The following is a 17,638-nucleotide window of genomic DNA, read 5'->3' as shown; positions in this document are numbered from 1 at the left end:
ATGAGTTGCGGTTGCATCGACGTCCACACCCACATCGTGCCGGCGGAGTTCCCCCGCTACGTGGGCAGCGGCGTGAACGTGCCCTGGCCTTCGACGCAGGCGGTGGACGCCTGCCATCGCCATGTGCTCATCTCCGGCAAGCACTACCGCACCATCAACGACGGTGCCTGGAGCACCGAGCGGCGCATGGCCTCCATGGCGGACACCGGCATCGAGCGGCAGGTGCTCTCTCCCATGCCGGAGCTGCTCTCCTACTGGCTGCCCACCGAAGATGCCAAGGTGCTGATCCGCTACATCAACGAGCAGATTGCAGAAATGGTGGCAGCGGGCAACGGTGCTTTCATCGGCTTTGGTGCTGTCCCGTTGCAGGACGTGGATGCGGCCATCGTGGAACTGGAGCATGCGCAACGCGCGTTGGCGTTCCAGGGCATCGAGATCGCCAGTCACGTCAATGGCGTTTCCATTGGTGACCCGCGCTTCGTCCCCTTCTTCCAGCGTGCGGCCGAACTGGGCATGGCCATCTTCGTTCATGCCCTGCGCCCTGCGGGCAAGGAGCGCATCGTCGGCGCCTTTGCCGAGCAGGTGGTGTGCTTCCCGGGTGACATCGCGCTGGCGGCCGCTTCCATGATCACGGGTGGCACGGCGCAGCAATGCCCGGATCTGCGCATCGCATTCAGCCATGGCGGGGGTGCTTTCGCGATGCTGCTGCCCCGGCTGGTGCAGGCCTGGAAGGGCATACCTGCGGCGCACGAATCGCTGCCGGAATCACCGGGTGCCTATGCCCGCAAGTTCTTCTTCGACTCGCTGGTGTTCAGCCCGACCGCATTGCGCTTCCTCGTGGAGACCGTTGGTGACACGCAGGTGTTCGTGGGCAGCGACTTTCCTTTCGGCATGAGTGACAAGGATCCTGTGGGCAGTTTGCGTGCGGCAGGGTTCGACGACCGGACGACACAACGGTTGATGAGAGAGAACGCAATCCAATACCTGAAACTGGAGACAACACCATGAGCGACAACACGCGCCGTCATTTCCTTCAAGCAAGCCTGGCTTCGGCCAGCGCTCTGGCCTTGGGCCACTCCGCCTGGGCCAACGACAAATACCCCAGCAAGCCGATCCGCTTCGTCATGCCTTTCGCAGCGGGCGGCGGTTCGGACGTGATCGCACGCGTGATGGCCGAGCACCTGGGCAAGAAGCTCGGCCAGACCATCGTGGTGGAGAACATCACCGGCGCGGGCGGCACCATCGGTGCCAAGGCCGTGGTGTCGGCTCAGCCCGACGGCTACACCTTGTTGTTCACCCCCCAGAGCCCCATCACCATTGCCGGCTTGCTGGAGCAAAAGCCCAGCTACGATCCGGACCGCGATCTGCTGCCGCTGGCGATGGTGGCCACCACGCCAGCCATCGTGGTGGTGAACCCATCGCTCAAGGTGAAGACACTGCAGGAACTCGCCGCGTTGACGCGAGACAACCCAGGCAAGTACTTCTACGGCTCGCCCGGCGAAGCCCACGAATACCAACTCACCGCCGCACTGCTGCTGAAATCGCTGGGTGGCTCCATGACCCACGTGCCGTACCGGGGCGTGGCACCCACGGTGGCCGACGTGCTGGCGGGCCAGGTGCACATGACGGTGGCGCCCATCCAGGCCGTGAAGGGCTACTTCGCCGATGGCCGCCTTGTGCCTCTGGCGGTGGTGGGCAGCGAGCGGCTGAAGGGTGTCGGGGACAACATCCCCACCACGGCAGAGGCTGGCGTGAAGGATGTGACCGTGTACGGCTGGTTCGGCATGTTTGCGCCGAGCAAGCTGCCCAGGGACGTCAGCGCCGTCTTGAGCAAGGAGATCCTGGCTCTGCCCAAGGATCCTGCCTACGCCAAGCGGCTGGAGGAACTCGGGTTCGACTCCGTCGCCATGCCCAGCGAACAGTTTGCCGCCACCATCAAGGAACACCGCAAGCAGTGGCAGTCGGTCGTTCAACTTTCGTCGGGCAACAAGTAAGGCCTGCGGTCATGAAAATCTGCCGATTCAACGACGCACGCCTGGGCGTGGTCAAGGGCGAGAGCGTCTTCGACGTGAGCGAAGCGCTGGACGCGTTGCGGCCGGCTAGCTACCCGTTTCCCCGGCACGACGTCCTCATCGAGAACCTGCCCTTGATGCGTGCGCGGCTGGAGGAACTCTCGGCCCGGGCCAGCCCCATCGCTCTGGGCAGCGTGCGGCTGCTCTCTCCGGTGGCCAACCCGGGGAAGATCGTGGCCGCGCCCGTCAACTACACCCGGCATCTGGAAGAGGTGCTGGCGCAGAAGCAACTGCACCACGGCAACCTGATCAACGAGATCCACAAGGCCGGGCTGTTTCTCAAGGCCACCAGTTCACTCGTCGGTGCGAGCTCGCCCGTGACGCTGGTGCACACCGATCGCCGCAACGACCATGAGGTGGAGTTGGCGGTGGTGATCGGTCAGAGGTGCAGGAACGTGCATCGCGATCAGGCCCTGAGGCATGTGGCGGGCTACGCCATTGGCCTGGACATCACGATCAGGGGACCTGAGGAGCGCAGCCTGCGCAAATCGCCCGACAGCTACACCGTGCTGGGTCCGTGGCTCACCACCAGCGACGAACTGACAGACCCGGGCCAACTGGATTTCTCCATCCATGTGGATGGCGAGCTTCGCCAGCAGGCCAACACGAGCGAACTGATCCTGGGCGTGCCTGAACTGATCGAGTTCGCGTCTTCGTTCTACACACTGGAGCCAGGTGACATCATCCTGACTGGAACCCCGCAGGGCGTGGGTCCCATCGTGCCCGGGAACCGCATGCTGGCTGCCATACAGGGCATCGGCAGCATGGAAGTGGCCGTGCAATGAACTCGCGCCTTAACCACATCGCTCTTTTCGACAAGGACCGCATCGCATGCTCAGCTTGAAACAGGCGCAGGACATCATCGACGTCGCCCTCGCCACTTCCCGCGAACTGGGCTACAAGCCCATGGCCGTGGCCGTGGTGGATGCCAGCGGTCACCTCAAGGCCTTTGCCCGTGAAGACGGTGCCAGCATGTTCCGCTTCGAGATTGCCCAGGCCAAGGCCTGGGGCGCCGTGGGAATGGGCGTCTCCAGCCGTGTCCTGGCCACGCGCGCGAAGGAGAATCCCAACTTCTTCGTCTCGCTCGCCGCCACCTCCAACGGGCGCTTTCTGCCCCAGACCGGCGCCGTGCTCATCAAGGATGCGGCGGGCGAGGTGCTGGGGGCGGTGGGCGCCAGTGGCGGCACGGGCGACGAGGATGAAAGAATTTGCATCGCCGGTGTGGAGTCCGGTGGTTTCCAGGCAGGCTGAATTCCCGAGGCAACGTCAGCTTTTCAGCAGGTAGGCAATCTCCGTCCGGTGCTGGCTCGCATCGGGCTCCTGCTGCGGATCACTCAGGTAGGTCTCGATGCGCGAGGTCCATCCCTCGACGTCGCCACTGTCCTGCGTGAGGAAGTCCAGCCCCTGTTCTCTCGCCCAGCGCTGCAGCCGGGCATTGGCTTCGACCAGGCCACTCACCGGCCCCTGATGCACCAGGACCGCGTAGCGGCCCTCGGGGATGGCGTTGCCGCGCACGCGGCCGTCGCCCGGTGGCGCGGTCTGCACCGGCAGGCAGACTTCGATCGCCAGCAGCTCGGGCATCTTGATGCGTCGGTAGCGAACGAACGGCGCACCGGTGGCGGCAATGCCTTCGGCGCGCAGCCAGGCCTGAAGCTCTTGCAGGTGCGAGGCAATCACCCGCGGTTCTTCCTGCATGGACGTCTCTACCGGGATGCCCAGGTAAGGTTGCTCGGTGCGTTGTTCGATGCGCGGGGTCTCGGACATGGCGTGGCCTTTCATGAAAGTGATGGCCGAAAGGGGCAAGCGGCGTGCCGGCTCAGGCGATAACCAAAGCGCATACCCCACCGACAACTTGACATGCGACAACGACCCGCATCGGTCCTACAGTGCGGGCGACCATGAACACCTCGCAGAACGAAAACAGCTCTTTGACGCTGACGGTGGGCTTTATCGGCCTGGGCATGATGGGCCAGCCGATGGTGGACAACCTCTCGCGCGTCGAGGGGTTGAAGGTCCTGGTGCACGACAGCAGCGCCGAGCGGCGCGACGCTTTGCAGAGTTGGCCCGCCTGGGGCCAGGGGCTGCACTGGGCGGCCGACCTCCAGGACCTTTCCGCCTGCCAGATCGTCATCACCATGCTGCCCAACAGCGGCATCACCGACGAAGTGGTGACGCGCCTGCTGCCGTGGTTGCAGCCCGGCGCCGTGCTGGTCGACATGGGATCGAGCAACCCGTCCAACACCGAGGCGCTGGCCGCGCAGGCGGCGCAGCGCGGCATCGATTTCGTCGACGCCCCGGTGTCGGGATCGGTGGCGAAGGCGCGCACCGGCGAGCTGTCCATCCTGCAAGGTGGCAGCGATCAGGCCATCGAGCGCATCGAACCGGTGATGCGGCGCATGGGCAGCAAGCTCATCCACACCGGACCGGTGGGATCGGCGCACGCCATGAAGGCGCTCAACAACTACGTGTACGCGGCCGGCCTGCTGGCCATGGCCGAGGCCACCACCATCGCCGCGCGACTGGAGCTGGACCTGACGGTGTTTGCGAGCGTGCTGAATGCGTCGAGCGGTCGCAACGTGGCCACCGAAACCAAGCTGACGCAGTTCGTGATCCCGCGCACCTTCAATGGCGGCTTCCAGATGCAGTTGCAGGCCAAGGACATCGCCACCGCCCACACGCTGGGCCAGCGCACCGGCACCGATGCGCCGCAGCTCGCGCTGTGCGAAGGTCTCTGGAAGGAAGCCACGCAGGCCTTTGCGCCCGGCGTGGACAACACGGCCATCGTGCAGTTCATCGAAAACCGCTCACCCGCAAAAACCTGATTCAGCACCATGTCACTCATCCAGATCCGCAAACGCCATCTGATCGTGGAGACCACGTACCACGAAGGCGGGCCACCACCTGCGAAGCCGCTGCGCCTGGCGGCAGCGTGCGCGGTGATTGCCAACCCGTTCGCCGGCCGCTACGAGCCCGACCTCATGCCCTTCATGCAGGCGCTGCGCTCCCTGGGCACCGAACTGGCCATCGAACTGGTGGAGACGCTGGGCGGCCGGCAGAACGTGGAGGTGTACAGCAAGGCCGCCATTGTGGGCATCGACGGCGAGATGGAGCACGGCGCCGTGTGGCATGAAGCCGGTGGCTGGGCCATGCGCACGGTGCTGGGCGAACCCAAGGCCATGGTACCGGCGGTGAAGGCCGTGGCCAGTGCGGGCTACCGCGTGATGGTCCCCGTGCACTACTTGCACGCCTCGTATGTGCGCAGCCACTTCAACAGCATCGAGATCGGTATCCAGGACGCGCCCCGGCCGCGCGAAATCCTGTTCGCACTGGTCATGGGCGATGGCGGCCGCATCCATTCCCGCCTGGGCGGGCTCACCGTCGACAAGGTCAGCGTGCACGACGGCCAGCGTTGAACCCGGACCCCTGGGCAGCGCCCGGGCCGCGGCCCCTGAGTGGCCTATAGTGGGTCGCCTGTAGGCCATGCGATGACGGACCATGAAATTCAAGCTGCGGCACATGGAAGTTTTCCGGGCGGTCATGCTGACCGGCTCCACCAGTGGCGCGGCCCAGTTGCTCTTCGTCTCGCAGCCTGCGGTGAGCCGCCTGCTGGCCTACACCGAGCAGAGCCTGGGCCTGAAGCTGTTCGAGCGGGAGAAGGGCAAGCTGATTCCCACCGCCGAGGCGCGCCTGCTGTTCCTGGAGGTGGATGCGCTCTATGAACGCGCGGTGCAGGTGGACGATTTTGCGCGGCACCTCACCACGCAGCCGCAGGGTGTGCTCTCGCTGTGCACCAGCCCCAGCCTGGCGCTGAACTTCATCCCGCCGGTGGTCGCGCAGTGGCGAAAGGCCTGGCCGCAGGTGCGCTTGAAGTACCGCACCACGCTGATCGCGGACATGCCCAACGAACTGCTGGGCCGCAAGGCCGAGGTGGCCATTTCGGTGCTGCCGCTGGAGCACCCGAACCTCGTCATCGAACCCTTCGTGGCCGGCCGCATGGTGTGCATCGTCCCCGACGGGCACGCCCTGGCGCACAACAACAGCGTGGGCCTCGCGCAGATCGCAGCGCACCCGCTCATCCTCTACAGCCGCCACATCCCCTTTGGCCAGCTGGTGGAAGGCGCTTTTCAGCGCGCGGGCGTGGAATGGGAGTCGGCGGTCGACATTGAACGCGCCGAGAACGCCTGCGCCCTGGTGCGCGCCGGCGTGGGCGTGGCCATCGTCGACGAGTTCTCGGTGGGGGGCGCGGGCTGGCCAGGCCTGCGCGTGCTGCGCATCCAGGAAGACATCCCGCTGACCCTGAGCATCGTGCGCTCACGCTTCGAGCAGAGCAGCCGCCTCACGCTGGAATTCATCCGGCTGCTCAAGGCCCATGCGCTCGACATGGACCGGGGCTGAAGGTCCTTCCTTCAGCCTCGACCCACAAAGGGCATCCGGGTCGCCATCACGGTGCTGAACAGCACATTGGCCTCCAGCGGCAGATTCGCCATGTGCAACACGGTTCGGGCAGCGGCTGACACATCCATCAAGGGCTCGGTGGCGATCGTGCCGTCCGCCTGCATCACGCCGGTGGAAAAGCGGGCCGCCAGCTCGGTGGCGGCGTTGCCGATGTCGATCTGGCCGCAGGCGATGCCGTACTTGCGGCCGTCCAGCGCGGCCGTGCGGGTGAGACCGGTCACGGCGTGCTTGGTGGCGGTGTAGGCCAGGGAGTTGGGCCGGGGCACATGGGCCGCGGTCGAGCCGTTGTTGATGATCCTGCCTCCCTGCGGTGTCTGGGCCTTCATCACCCGGAAGGCTTCGCGCAGGCAGAGGAACATGCCGGTGAGGTTGATGTCCAGCACCTTCTGCCATTCGGTGAGTTCCAGGTCTTCGAGCAGCGCGGCGGGCGGAAACACACCAGCGTTGTTGAAGAGCAGGTCCACGCGCCCGAAGCGTTCAACCGCTTGCGCGAACAGGTGCTGCACCGCGGCTTCGTCTGCCACATCGGTGGGCACGGCCAGCGCTTGCGCCAGGCTGGCCCCCGCCTGTGCCACCACCTCGGCCAGGGGCTCGGCCCGGCGGCCCGCCAGCACCACCCGCCAGCCGTCGGCCAGCAGGGCCAGCGTGGTGGCCTTGCCGATGCCGGAGCCCGCGCCCGTGACGATGGCGACCGGCTCAGAACCCGGTGGTCGTGTCACCGGCGGCGTGGTAGTAGATGTTGGGCTTGCGGTAGACGGCGAGGATCACCGCACCATCGGGCGACGAGTTGTCGTGTTTCGAGCCGCCCTTGCGCCAGATGAAGTCACCCGCCACGGCCACGCCATCGTGGTCGTGCATGGCACCTTCGATCACGTAGGCCTGCTCCAGCTCGGGGTGCATGTGGAACGGGATGTAGGCGCCCGGATCCAGCTTCACCATCACCGTCATTTCGCCCGCATCGAGGTTCTCGTAGAGCACCTTGATGGACACCTTGTCAAAGCGCGTGGGCTTCCACGGCAGGGTGTCGGGCTTGACGTACACCGAACCGCCAATGGTGGGTTCGGGCTTTCTTCGGGTGGTGGCAGTGGCTTCGGTCATGAGGGTCTCCTTGGGCCCCGTGAGAGGCCGGTTGATGAAGGGGGTGGAAAAAAGAGGCGCCTGCGCAGGCAGGCGCTCACTCGCGGAATTCGGGCGCCCAGCGCATGAGGTAGCGCTCCACCTTGCGGATCAGGGTGACCAGCAAGATGCCCAGCGCAGAAAGCAGGGTGATGGTGGAGAACATGTCGGTGGCGTTCAGCGTGGACAGCGAACTGATGATCAGGTAGCCCATGCCCACCGTGGAGCCGACGAACTCCGCCAGCACCACCCCGATCAGCGAGAACGCCACCGCGTTGGGCAGGGCTGCGAACGTCCAGGCCAGGGCATGCGGCACGCGCACGTTCCACGTGATCTGCGAAGGGGTGGCGCCCAATGTGCGGCAGAAGTCGATGATGTGCTTCTCGATGCTGCAGCTTCCCTTGAACGTGTTGAAGAACACCAGGAAGAACACGATGAACCAGGCGGTCACCACCTTGGACGCCAGTCCCAGGCCGAAGATCATGGTGATCAGCGGCACGAAGGCAATGCGCGGCAGAGAGTTGGCACCCGTGATGAACGGATTGAGCACGCGCGCCACGCGCGGGTTCTGCGAGAGCAGCAAACCGGCGAGAAAGCCGGTCACCACCGACACCACCAGCCCGATCATGGTGGCCAGCAAGGTGCTCGCCAGGTGGGGCCAGATGAAGCCGGCCTGGGCACCCACGGTCCAGTCATAGAGCCGCTGCGCCACCATGGACGGACGGCTGATGAAGAACGGGTCCATGAAGGTGTTCTGCACGAACCAGGGCACGCGGGTGAGGACCTCCCACAGACCGAGGAACGTGGAAAGGATGCCGATCTGGCTGGCCAGAACGATCCATTTGTCGCGCGCAGCCGCGCGAGCAGCCCGTGCACGGTAGTTGTTGAGCGCTGCCGAGCCGCCAGGCTCCACCGTTGGGCTGGAAGGCATGGGTCCGGCAGGCTTTTCGAGTGAGAGGTCAAGCATGTTCCAGTGCCTCCTTGCCGACCTGCTTGAACTCGCGTCCGAGCACGCCCCAGATTTCGCGCACATGGTCGCTGAACTCGCGCGACTGCCGAAGCGAGAACACGTCGCGCGGCCGTGCGATGTCCACCCGGTGGTCCAGCACCACGCGGCTGGGCGGCGCCGACAGCACGATCACGCGGTCCGAAAGCGTGACCGCTTCGTCCAGGTCGTGCGTGACCATCATGATGGTCTGCCCGAGCTGCTGCCAGATGTCCAGCAGCTCCTTGTGCAGCACCATCTTGGTGTTGCTGTCCAGCGCGCCGAAGGGCTCATCGAGCAGCAGGATGTCCGGGTCGCAGGCCAGCGTCATGAGCAGGGCCACCCGCTGCCGCATGCCGCCAGAGAGGTGGTGCGGAAACATGTCGTGGCAGTCCTTGAGGCCGGCCATGGCCAGCAGGCGGTCGACCTTGCCCTGGATCTCGGGTTCGGGCACGCCGCGGAACTTCAGTCCCAGCCCGATGTTGCGGGCCACGGTGAACCAGGGGAGCACCGTGTCCTTCTGGAAGATGTAGCCGAGCCCCTTCGGAATCTGCCCGGGCACCACCCGATGCCCGTTGACGCTGATGGTGCCGGAGCTGGGGGCCATGAAGCTGGCCACCATGTTGAGCAGGGTGCTCTTGCCGCACCCGCTCGGGCCCACGATCGATACGAATTCGCCCTTGGCCACCGTGAAGCTGGCGTCGCCGATGGCGTAGGTCTCGCGTGTGTCCGAGTGGTAGATCTTGGCGATGTGACTGACCTCGATCATCACGCCTTCCTCGCTGCGTCCACGAAGCTCATGTTCACGCTCTGTTCATAGGGCACCGTCTTGAGTTCGGCGCTGCTGAACTGACGGCCGTCCATGATGCCGACCAGCCGGTCGTAGTGCGCGCGGGTGATGCGGTTGTCCTGCGTCCACGTCTTCTTGTAGACCGTGATGGCACTCACCACCGATGGCATGGAGTAGCCCTGGAGGTAGTCGGCGTGGATGACTTGCGCAATCTCGGTGGGGCTGGAGGTCTTGATGAAGTCGGTGGCCTTGACGATGCCCGAGACCAGCGCCTGAACAGCCTCGGGGCGCTTGTCGATCGTTTCCTGGAGGACGTAGCAGCCGACGCCGTTCACGTCGCCGCCAAAAAGCGCCGTCCAGGTGGCGTCGTTGGTGATGTCGAACAGGGGCACCCCCCAGCCTTCTTCCTGCGCTTTCTCCAGCATGCCGAAGGTGGCGGTGCAGCAGTCCACTGCGCCGCTCTTGACCGCACCCATCATGGTGGCGAAGTCGCCCAGGGGCTTGATGGCGATCTTGTCCTTCAGGCCAGCCCGGTCGGCGATGAACGTGGCCATGAGCCAGGTGGCCGATTGCGGCTGCGTCACGCCCATGGACTTGCCGGCGAGATCCTTCACCGTCTTGACGCCACTGTCATAGAGCTTCTTGTTGATCAGGATGTTGGCAAACGGCACCCGGTTGTCGAAGCTGGCGACCAGAACCGAAGGCTTGCCAGCCAGGCGCAGGGCCAGGGAGTCGTTCACGCCCGTGGTGGCCATGTGGATCTGCCCTGCGGCCAGCATCTGCTTGGCACGCGGACCGCTCTGCGCATTGAGGTATTTCACGTCCAGGCCTGCATCGCTGAAGTAGCCCTTCTTCAAGGCGACGTACGCCATGGCGTAGCTGGGGTCGATGCTGGCCACCCCGTATTCGGCGCTGCCCGCCTTGCGGGACTGGGCCAGCGCAAACGGCGCCAGCATGGAGCCCACCGCGAGACCGGTGGCGTTGCGAAGAACGGTGCGGCGCGAGGCACCGGCAGACGGGGATGTCGAGATCATCGTGGGCACTCCTAAAGGACGTTTCAAGTGGGTTCTTGGTCTCGCTTCGAAGCTCTGTCGGCCTCATTGCGGCGAACAGTAGCATCGGAAAAAACGAATCACCAATACAATTTCAAACGCGCTGTGATGCCGTTTCGGCATCAGCGTGCGCGCATCATCCTGGTGCCAATCTGCACGAAATGCTTGAGCACTTCGCTGTCGTTGTCGCGCCTCCAGGCGAGCACGATTTCGGCCGTTTCGGGCAGGCCCATGACAAGGCGGTACTCGACGCCAGCGGTGTTGAGTTTGGCCACCGATTCAGGTACCACCGCCACCCCCATCCCCGCGCCCACCAGGCCCACCACCGCCTGGGCGTCCGAGGCCTCATGCACCACCTTGGGCAGGAAGCCCGCACCAGAACAGAATCCCATGATCTGAGCATGGAAACTCGGTCCGAGGCGCTTGGGCAGACTCACGAAATCCTCTTCAGACAGGTCCTCCATGCGGATCGTCTTCTTGCGCAGCAGGGGGTGGTCGTTTCGAAGCGCCGCGACAAAGCGCGAGCGCACGATGGTCTTGGTCGCGATGCGCGAATCGCGGTAGAGCGGGCGCAGCACGGCCACGTCGATGCGGCCGTCCAGGAGCATCTCGAACTGCTGCATCACCAGGAATTCGTGCAGCTCCACACCCACGTCGGGGTACTTCTGCCGGAAGGCCCGCAGGATGGTGGGCAGGTATTCGTAAGCCACGAAGCTGATGAAGCCCACCCGCAACGAGCCGATCTCGCCCCGCGCGGCGCGCTGCGTGGCCACCACCAGGTCGTCCATGTCCCGCAGGAGCTGTCGCGCCCGGTCCAGCGCGGTACGCCCGGCCGACGTCAGCGCCACATGCCGCTTGTCGCGCTCGAACAGTTGCACGCCCATGGTGGTTTCCATCGCCTTGATCTGGCGGGTCAGTGCCGGCTGGGCCATGTGCAGACCCTCGGCCGCCTTGCGAAAGTTCAGGGATTCCGCCACGGCCACGAAGAATCGGAGGTGGCGGGGATCGATGCGGTTCGGCGTCATGGTGGGATGGCCTCGTGTGGGTGGGGAATGTCCGGCATTGTGGGCGGGCACGCAGCGGCGGGTCTCAAGGATGACGCGTTTTTCCAAGACGCACCCGCCGCCTGGCCGCTAATGTCCAGGGCATGAGAACGAAGCTTCACCGTCACCTGCTGTTCGCTCTGGCGATTGCGGGCTTGCTGCTGCCATGGCACCACAACCTGCAGTACTTCGCCCAGGGCGGCAGCGTGTGGCCGGGCGCGTTCTTCCAGCACGCTTTCGCCAACCCGCTCACCACCGCCATCACGTTCGACGTCTACCTGGCCGCCTTCGCGTTCAGTGTCGGCGTGGCCATGGACCGGGCGGCAGGTGGGGCGCGGTGGGCGGCCATTCCCCTCACGTTCCTGGTGGGGCTCTCCTTTGTGCTGCCGGCCTACCTCTGGTGGCGCTCGGGGCAGCACCCGGATGCGTCAGGCTGTCCGTAAGATGCCGCAATGCTGCAGGTCTTTCCTGTTCCTCCACCCCTTTCTCGCTGGCTCGACGGCGCGGTGATCGTTCGCATGGCTGCCCATCAGCATGAATCGCGGTTTCCCGCGATGCCACGGGCCATGCTGGTGATGCACCTGCTGCGCGGCGAGGTGGATGCGCCGTGGACGGTTGTCCAGCCGCCCACCTTCCTCACGCTCACCAACGAGCCGGTGGTCTACACCCACGCGGCCGGCATCACGGCGCTCGGGCTGATCGTCCGGCCCGGTGCTGCGGCCTGCCTGCTCGGCCCGGCGGGCGGCGCCGTCACGAACCACGCCATGGCCTGGAGCGACGTGGCCGGCGCGCGCGAATCAGAGCGGCTCGCGGAAGAACTCGGCCGGCTGGACAACGAAGGGGTGTGTCTGCGTGCGTTGACGTCGAGTTTTGAGCGGACCATGCAAGGCGTTGCGGCCGATCGGTGGCATCAGGCCGAACAACTGTGCGAAACCGTAGGGCGTCTGGGCGCGCAAGCAGGCGCCACGCTCGGCATTGGCCGACGGCAGCTCGAGCGGCGCTGCCGGGAGTTGCTGGGCATCTCGCCCAAACGGTTCGAGCGGCTGGAGCGTTTTCACCGCGCGCTGACGGCGGTGGTGATGCAGGATGCGCCGTCGCTCGCAGAGGAGTCGCTCAACGCGGGCTACTGCGACCAGTCGCACCTGGCGCTGGATGCCCGGGAACTCGGGGGCGCGAGTGTCTTGCAGATGAAGTCGCAGGCAACGCCCGAGTCTGCGTGGTGGGCGTTGTCCACGCCGCGCGCCATGCAGGCCGCGCGGGACCACCTGCCGCCCTGAAAGGGGTACGGATTTTCATGCGGGGCGGGTGTGCTTCAATGGTCCAGCACCTGCGAATCTGCGCCCATGCCTCTGAACACCTTCATCACCCAGAACCTGGATGCCATCCTGGTGGACTGGGTCGCGTTCGCGCGCGAGCTGCAACCCCCTGGAGCCGATCTGGACGAAGCGGCCCTGCTCGACCATGGCCGGCTCATCCTGACCGAAATCGCGGCGGACATGCAGCGGCCCCAGAGCGACGCCGAGCAGCAGGACAAGTCCGAAGGCCACAGCGCCCATGCGCCACAGTCCCTCCAGCTGCCTTCGCGAACGCATGCCCGGCAGAGGAAAAGGCAAGGCTTCAACATTGAAGAACTGGTGGCCGAGTACCGCGCCTTGCGCGCCACCGTGCTCCGCCTCTGGTCTCGATCGACCGGGGAGTTCAGGGGCAGCGATCTGGAGAGCGTGACGCGCTTCAACGAGGCGGTGGACCAGGCCATTGCCGAGTCCCTGGAGGCGTTCATGGCCGAGCTCGACAAGTCGCGCGACCTCTTCCTGGGTGTCCTCGGCCACGACTTGCGCGGCCCCTTGAGCGCCATTGCCAACGTGGCCAGCCTCCAGATGCACACCCGCCCGCAAGACGCCAAGCAGGCGGGCATCGTGCTGCGCAGCGTGGGACAGATGCGTGTGCTGCTCGACGATCTGGTGGAGTACGCGCGGCACCGGCATGGCACGGGCTTCGACATCGAGCCGAAATCGCTGGATCTAGGCGATTTCACCCGCAACACCCTGGACGAGATTGCCGCCATTCGCAATGAACGCGTGATCCACCTCGACAGCCACGGCAACCTGGACGGCGAATGGGACGCCCGACGCCTGCACCAGGCGCTCTCGAACCTCATCTTCAACGCACTCAAGTACGGCCAGGCCGATGCCCCCATCTTCATCACGCTGGACGGCACGGACCCGGACGAAGTGAAGCTGGCGGTGCAGAACACGGGCGAGCCGATTCCAACGTCCGCGCTGGCCACGCTCTTCGATCCCTTCGTTCGCGGCGGCGCCGAGGACGTGAGCCCGCAGACGCCATGGACCGCCGGCGCCAGCATGGGTCTGGGTCTGTACGTGGTGCAGGAAATCACCAAGGCGCACGGCGGCACGGTGGACGTGGTGTCCAACGACGCGTTCACGCGTTTCTCCATCCGTTTGCCGCGCCGGCAGCTGGCCGCGATCGACTGAGCCGTCCACCGAACGGCGCCAGGCGAACGCCCCTGGAACGCCGCTTGCCCCCGCAGGGCCACACCACTGTGCAGGAAGCGTCATGGAAATAGCCGCCTGGGCTCTCATCGTGGGAAGCCTGCTGGTTCTCATGGCCTTGAGCGGCTCCTCGCTCAAGCACCTGCCGCTGAGCACGGCCATGCTTTACCTTCCGGTCGGTCTGGCCATCGGGCCGTTCTGGCTGGAACTGGCTCGCGTCCACCCCATTGCCGACGCCCGGCTGCTCGAGCACCTGACGGAGTTCGTGGTGGTGGTGTCGCTGTTCTCCGTCGGCCTCAAGCTGAGTGTGGAACTCGACGATCGTCGCTGGCTGCTGCCGTTGCGCCTGGCGATGGGCTCCATGGTGATCACGGTGGGGCTGATCACGCTGGTCGGACTGGCGATCGGCCTGCCGCTGGGCGCGGCCGTGCTTCTTGGTGCCATCCTCGCCCCCACGGACCCCGTTCTGGCCTCCGATGTGCAGGTGTCCGATCCGGAGGACCGCAGCCGTCTGCGAGTGGCCCTGACCGGCGAAGGCGGCCTCAACGACGGCACCGCCTTTCCTTTCGTCATGCTCGGCCTGGGCCTCCTGGGTCTGCACCCACTGGGGGAATGGGGTGTGCGCTGGTGGGCGGTGGATGTGGTGTGGGCGGTGTGCGGTGGTCTGGCCATTGGAGCCGCATTGGGCACCCTGATGGGCCGGCTGGTGCTGTACCTGCGGACACGGCATTCGCAGGCCGTCGGATACGACGACTTTCTGGCACTGGGGCTGATCGGCCTTTCGTACGGCGCGGCGCTGGCGGCGACCACCTACGGGTTCCTGGCGGTCTTTGCCGCAGGCGTGGCGCTTCGGCGCGTCCAGCGTCAAGAGACGGATGCCCACCGGAAATCGCACGATGCGCCTGCGCCTGCGCCTGCGCCAGACGCCGAGGCCGTCGTTGAGCAGGCGCTCACCACACCCGATCCTCCGGTGGATGCCGACCACATCGCCACCCAGCCAGCACATGCGCCTGCATTCCTGGCCCACGCCATGCAGGGTTCGACCGAGCGGGTGGAACGCATCGGTGAGGTCGCGGCGGTCGTGTTGCTGGGCGCGATGCTGTGGGCCGTCGACTGGGCACTCGTCACCTGGTGGTTCGTTCCTCTGCTGTTTCTCGTCATCCGCCCGCTCGCGGTGGCCATCGGCCTCGCGGGCAGCCCGGTGCCGGGCACCCAGAGACGGCTGATTGCATGGTTCGGCGTGCGAGGCATCGGATCGCTCTACTACCTGGGCTATGCCATGAACCACGGCTTGGACCCTGCGTTGGCCAACACCCTGGTGGCGCTGACCCTTACCACGGTGGTAGCGTCCATCGTCGCGCATGGCATCTCCGTCACGCCGTTGATGGAGCGCTACGAGAGCATGCGGGGCCGTGGCCAGAAGTCGGACCGAGGAACACCAGAATGAAGATCGCCACCTACAACATCAACGGCGTCAACGGCCGCCTGGGCAGGCTCACCGAATGGCTGGCCGCTGCACAGCCCGACGTCGTCTGCCTGCAGGAGATCAAGACCGCGTCGGCCACCTTCCCTCACGAAGCCATCGAACGCGCCGGCTATGGCGCCCTCTGGATCGGTGAGAAGGCTTACAACGGCGTGGCCATCCTCGCGCGCGGCGAAACACCCACCGAGGTGCGGCGGGGGCTGCCGGGTGACGAGAAGGACAAGCAAAGCCGCTACATCGAAGCGGCTGTGAACGGTGTGCTGGTGGCGTGCCTGTACCTGCCCAACGGCAACCCGCAGCCCGGGCCGAAGTTCGACTACAAGCTGGCCTGGTTCGAGCGCCTCATCGCGCACGCGGCTGCGTACGCCCAACGCCGCGAGCCGGTGGTGCTGGCAGGGGACTTCAACGTGGTGCCCACCAACGAAGTGGCCGACATCTACAACCCGCGCTCGTGGCTGAAGGACGCACTGCTCCAGCCCGAGAGCCGGGACGCCTACCAGCGGCTGCTGGCCCAGGGCTGGACGGACGCCATCGCGAAGAAGCACCCCGGCCAACCCATGTACACCTACTGGGACTACTTCCGGCAGGGCTGGCAGCGCAATGCCGGTCTGCGCATCGACCACCTGCTGCTCAACGCAGCGGCCGCAAGGCGGCTGAAGGATGCGGGCGTTGACCGTGAGGAAAGGGGAGGGGAGAAGCCCAGCGACCATGCGCCAGCGTGGATCACGCTCAGGGAGCGTGCACGTTCCTGAATCACGAAGGGGGCGGCTGGATCTGGCGTGGGTACCAGAAGGCATCTGCAATGCGCTGCATCTGCGCCCGTTCGTAGAAACCCACCGCTTCCGGCACCGACGACAACACCAGTGCCACGCCGGGGCCCAGAATTCGGCGCGTCTCGCTCAGCAGGCCTTTGCCAATGCCCAGCCCCTGCGCGGATGCCGCCACGGCCAGTTCCGACAGGTAGGCACACCAGGAGAAGTCCGTGATGCTTCGCGCAATGCCCACGAGCTGCCTGTCCGGTTGTACGAGCCGGGCCGTGACGAGGAGATCGGTAGACGCGAGCATGGCCTGCAATCGGGCAACGTCGTTCACGGGTCTGATCGCCGCCAGACCGGACTGCATGAGCACTTGCTGAAACGCTTCGACGCCGAGATCTGGTTCGCGGGCATAGAGCACCGCTGGCAGCGAGCTTGAGGCGATCAACGCGTTCACTTTTCGTCCAGTTCGAACGCTTCCACGAGCCGGCCGTCGACATCGGTGAAGCCATACTCCCGCGCGAGGTCCGCCACCCGGAGCACGCCGCCCGACTTCTTCAGCACCTCTGCATCGGCGGCCAATGCCGTGACGGCTCGTCCGAGGTAGCGAGGCGACTCGGTGCGTGCCAGCGCGGGCCGTTCCTTCCAGTGCGCCTCATCGGTCTGGTGGCCTTTCAGCACCAGCTCGGTCCGCATCCAGCCAGGTGACACGGCAACCGATGCGACGCCGTGGGGACGCAGTTCCTGCGCCAGGCCGAAAGCGAGGCGGGTTATGGACGCCTTGGCCAGGTCGTAGTAAAGGTTGCCGCGAAGGTACCGGTCGCGGTCCCAGAAGGTGGTGGCCACGATCAAGCCATGACCCTGGCGCACCAGGAGCGGCGCGGCCGCGCGGCTGGCCAGCAAGTGGTTTCGCACACCGCGGTCCATCATCGATTCCCAATGCGCCGTTGGATGCTCCCAGAACGGCGCATCGAACACACCGTTGAAGGTTTCGTGCCCGCCCCACGCGTTGTTCACCAGCACGTCCAGCCTGCCCTGTTCTCGCTGGACCCTCGCAAGGAGGGCCTGCACCTCCTCGTCCTGCGTGTGATCGCAGGCCACCGCAACGCCGACGCCACCGGCTCGACTCACCGCCTCGGCCGTCTCATCAATGTTGCCGGGCATGGTGCTCAGACCCGACAGCGCCAGGATCTGCCCATAGGTCTGAGCAGGGTGTTGCCGCGTGCTCCGACCCGTGACGTAGACCGTGGCTCCCGCCGCGCCCAGCTCGGTGGCGATGCCCAGGCCTGCGCCCCTGCTCGCGCCCGTCACCAGCGCCACACGTCCCTTCAAGAGTCCGCTCCGCTCCAGCTTGTCCATGACGTTCCCTTTCTGTGT

21 protein-coding genes are annotated in these 17,638 nt (G+C 65.7%); 12 read left to right on the top strand and 9 right to left on the bottom strand.

Annotation, left to right across the window (positions count from 1 at the left end; translation table 11 throughout):
- The 4 genes from ACTIEY_RS02725 to ACTIEY_RS02710 are packed head-to-tail and all read left to right on the top strand — an operon-like array spanning window position 1 to window position 3,323.
- A complete protein-coding gene (locus ACTIEY_RS02725; RefSeq protein ID WP_439517563.1) occupies window positions 1-1,008 on the top strand; it encodes an amidohydrolase family protein in 1,008 nt (335 codons plus the stop codon).
- Window positions 1,005-1,994 (top strand): Bug family tripartite tricarboxylate transporter substrate binding protein, encoded by a 990-nt coding sequence (locus ACTIEY_RS02720; protein WP_439517562.1) that lies wholly within the window; start codon window positions 1,005-1,007, stop codon window positions 1,992-1,994. Before ACTIEY_RS02725 ends, ACTIEY_RS02720 begins: the two co-directional genes overlap by 4 nt.
- Window positions 1,995-2,005: 11 nt before the next feature.
- Window positions 2,006-2,857 carry a fumarylacetoacetate hydrolase family protein gene (locus ACTIEY_RS02715; RefSeq protein ID WP_439517561.1) on the top strand — a complete coding sequence of 284 codons (852 nt, stop codon included), beginning with the start codon at window positions 2,006-2,008 and terminating at the stop codon, window positions 2,855-2,857.
- A gap of 46 nt (window positions 2,858-2,903) precedes the next feature.
- Window positions 2,904-3,323, top strand: a complete 420-nt coding sequence (locus ACTIEY_RS02710; RefSeq protein ID WP_439517560.1) for a GlcG/HbpS family heme-binding protein — start codon at window positions 2,904-2,906, stop codon at window positions 3,321-3,323.
- 15 nt (window positions 3,324-3,338) lie between these two features.
- Here the strand turns inward: ACTIEY_RS02710 and ACTIEY_RS02705 are convergent, their stop codons facing one another.
- Complete coding sequence (locus ACTIEY_RS02705; protein WP_439517559.1) at window positions 3,339-3,836, bottom strand: GyrI-like domain-containing protein; 498 nt, start codon at window positions 3,834-3,836, stop codon at window positions 3,339-3,341.
- A gap of 164 nt (window positions 3,837-4,000) precedes the next feature.
- Between ACTIEY_RS02705 and ACTIEY_RS02700 the strand changes: the two genes are divergently transcribed.
- From ACTIEY_RS02700 to ACTIEY_RS02690, 3 genes are all read left to right on the top strand, one after another.
- Window positions 4,001-4,894, top strand: a complete 894-nt coding sequence (locus tag ACTIEY_RS02700) for an NAD(P)-dependent oxidoreductase (protein ID WP_439518257.1) — start codon at window positions 4,001-4,003, stop codon at window positions 4,892-4,894.
- Window positions 4,895-4,903: 9 nt separating this feature from the next.
- Window positions 4,904-5,485 (top strand): amino acid synthesis family protein, encoded by a 582-nt coding sequence (locus tag ACTIEY_RS02695; protein WP_439517558.1) that lies wholly within the window; start codon window positions 4,904-4,906, stop codon window positions 5,483-5,485.
- A gap of 82 nt (window positions 5,486-5,567) precedes the next feature.
- The gene (locus ACTIEY_RS02690) at window positions 5,568-6,467 is read left to right on the top strand and encodes a LysR family transcriptional regulator (RefSeq protein ID WP_439517557.1); all 900 of its coding nucleotides are present in this window, start codon (window positions 5,568-5,570) and stop codon (window positions 6,465-6,467) included.
- A gap of 11 nt (window positions 6,468-6,478) precedes the next feature.
- Here the strand turns inward: ACTIEY_RS02690 and ACTIEY_RS02685 are convergent, their stop codons facing one another.
- From ACTIEY_RS02685 to ACTIEY_RS02660, 6 genes are all read right to left on the bottom strand, one after another.
- Entirely contained in the window at window positions 6,479-7,246 is a 768-nt protein-coding gene (locus ACTIEY_RS02685; protein WP_439517556.1) for an SDR family oxidoreductase, read from the bottom strand.
- On the bottom strand, window positions 7,224-7,625 hold the full coding sequence (locus tag ACTIEY_RS02680) for a cupin domain-containing protein (RefSeq protein ID WP_439517555.1): 402 nt from the start codon (window positions 7,623-7,625) through the stop codon (window positions 7,224-7,226). The genes ACTIEY_RS02685 and ACTIEY_RS02680 overlap by 23 nt, the downstream gene beginning before the upstream one ends.
- 76 nt (window positions 7,626-7,701) lie before the next feature.
- Entirely contained in the window at window positions 7,702-8,610 is a 909-nt protein-coding gene (locus ACTIEY_RS02675; protein WP_439517554.1) for an ABC transporter permease, read from the bottom strand.
- A complete protein-coding gene (locus ACTIEY_RS02670) occupies window positions 8,603-9,397 on the bottom strand; it encodes an ABC transporter ATP-binding protein (protein WP_439517553.1) in 795 nt (264 codons plus the stop codon). The genes ACTIEY_RS02675 and ACTIEY_RS02670 overlap by 8 nt, the downstream gene beginning before the upstream one ends.
- On the bottom strand, window positions 9,397-10,452 hold the full coding sequence (locus ACTIEY_RS02665) for an ABC transporter substrate-binding protein (protein ID WP_439517552.1): 1,056 nt from the start codon (window positions 10,450-10,452) through the stop codon (window positions 9,397-9,399). Before ACTIEY_RS02665 ends, ACTIEY_RS02670 begins: the two co-directional genes overlap by 1 nt.
- 140 nt (window positions 10,453-10,592) lie before the next feature.
- Window positions 10,593-11,495: a LysR family transcriptional regulator gene (locus tag ACTIEY_RS02660; RefSeq protein ID WP_439517551.1), complete on the bottom strand. Its 903-nt coding sequence runs from the start codon at window positions 11,493-11,495 to the stop codon at window positions 10,593-10,595.
- Window positions 11,496-11,617: 122 nt separating this feature from the next.
- Between ACTIEY_RS02660 and ACTIEY_RS02655 the strand changes: the two genes are divergently transcribed.
- The 5 genes from ACTIEY_RS02655 to xth all read left to right on the top strand — a co-directional run bounded on the left by ACTIEY_RS02655 (window position 11,618) and on the right by xth (window position 16,258).
- Entirely contained in the window at window positions 11,618-11,956 is a 339-nt protein-coding gene (locus tag ACTIEY_RS02655) for a DUF2834 domain-containing protein (protein ID WP_439517550.1), read from the top strand.
- A gap of 75 nt (window positions 11,957-12,031) precedes the next feature.
- Entirely contained in the window at window positions 12,032-12,790 is a 759-nt protein-coding gene (locus ACTIEY_RS02650) for a helix-turn-helix domain-containing protein (protein ID WP_439517549.1), read from the top strand.
- Window positions 12,791-12,856: 66 nt separating this feature from the next.
- Window positions 12,857-14,005, top strand: a complete 1,149-nt coding sequence (locus ACTIEY_RS02645; RefSeq protein WP_439517548.1) for an ATP-binding protein — start codon at window positions 12,857-12,859, stop codon at window positions 14,003-14,005.
- An 82-nt stretch (window positions 14,006-14,087) separates the two neighbouring features.
- Window positions 14,088-15,470: a cation:proton antiporter gene (locus tag ACTIEY_RS02640; protein ID WP_439517547.1), complete on the top strand. Its 1,383-nt coding sequence runs from the start codon at window positions 14,088-14,090 to the stop codon at window positions 15,468-15,470.
- Entirely contained in the window at window positions 15,467-16,258 is a 792-nt protein-coding gene (xth, locus tag ACTIEY_RS02635; protein ID WP_439517546.1) for an exodeoxyribonuclease III, read from the top strand. Before ACTIEY_RS02640 ends, xth begins: the two co-directional genes overlap by 4 nt.
- Before the next feature lies 1 nt (window position 16,259).
- Here the strand turns inward: xth and ACTIEY_RS02630 are convergent, their stop codons facing one another.
- Both ACTIEY_RS02630 and ACTIEY_RS02625 read right to left on the bottom strand, forming a co-directional pair.
- Window positions 16,260-16,718, bottom strand: a complete 459-nt coding sequence (locus ACTIEY_RS02630) for a GNAT family N-acetyltransferase (RefSeq protein ID WP_439517545.1) — start codon at window positions 16,716-16,718, stop codon at window positions 16,260-16,262.
- Complete coding sequence (locus ACTIEY_RS02625; protein ID WP_439518256.1) at window positions 16,715-17,620, bottom strand: SDR family oxidoreductase; 906 nt, start codon at window positions 17,618-17,620, stop codon at window positions 16,715-16,717. The genes ACTIEY_RS02630 and ACTIEY_RS02625 overlap by 4 nt, the downstream gene beginning before the upstream one ends.
- Window positions 17,621-17,638: the final 18 nt, after the last annotated feature.

This window comes from Hydrogenophaga sp., from assembly GCF_051858985.1.
Lineage (GTDB): Bacteria > Pseudomonadota > Gammaproteobacteria > Burkholderiales > Burkholderiaceae_C > Hydrogenophaga.
This window is presented reverse-complemented; position numbering and strand designations above follow the sequence as displayed.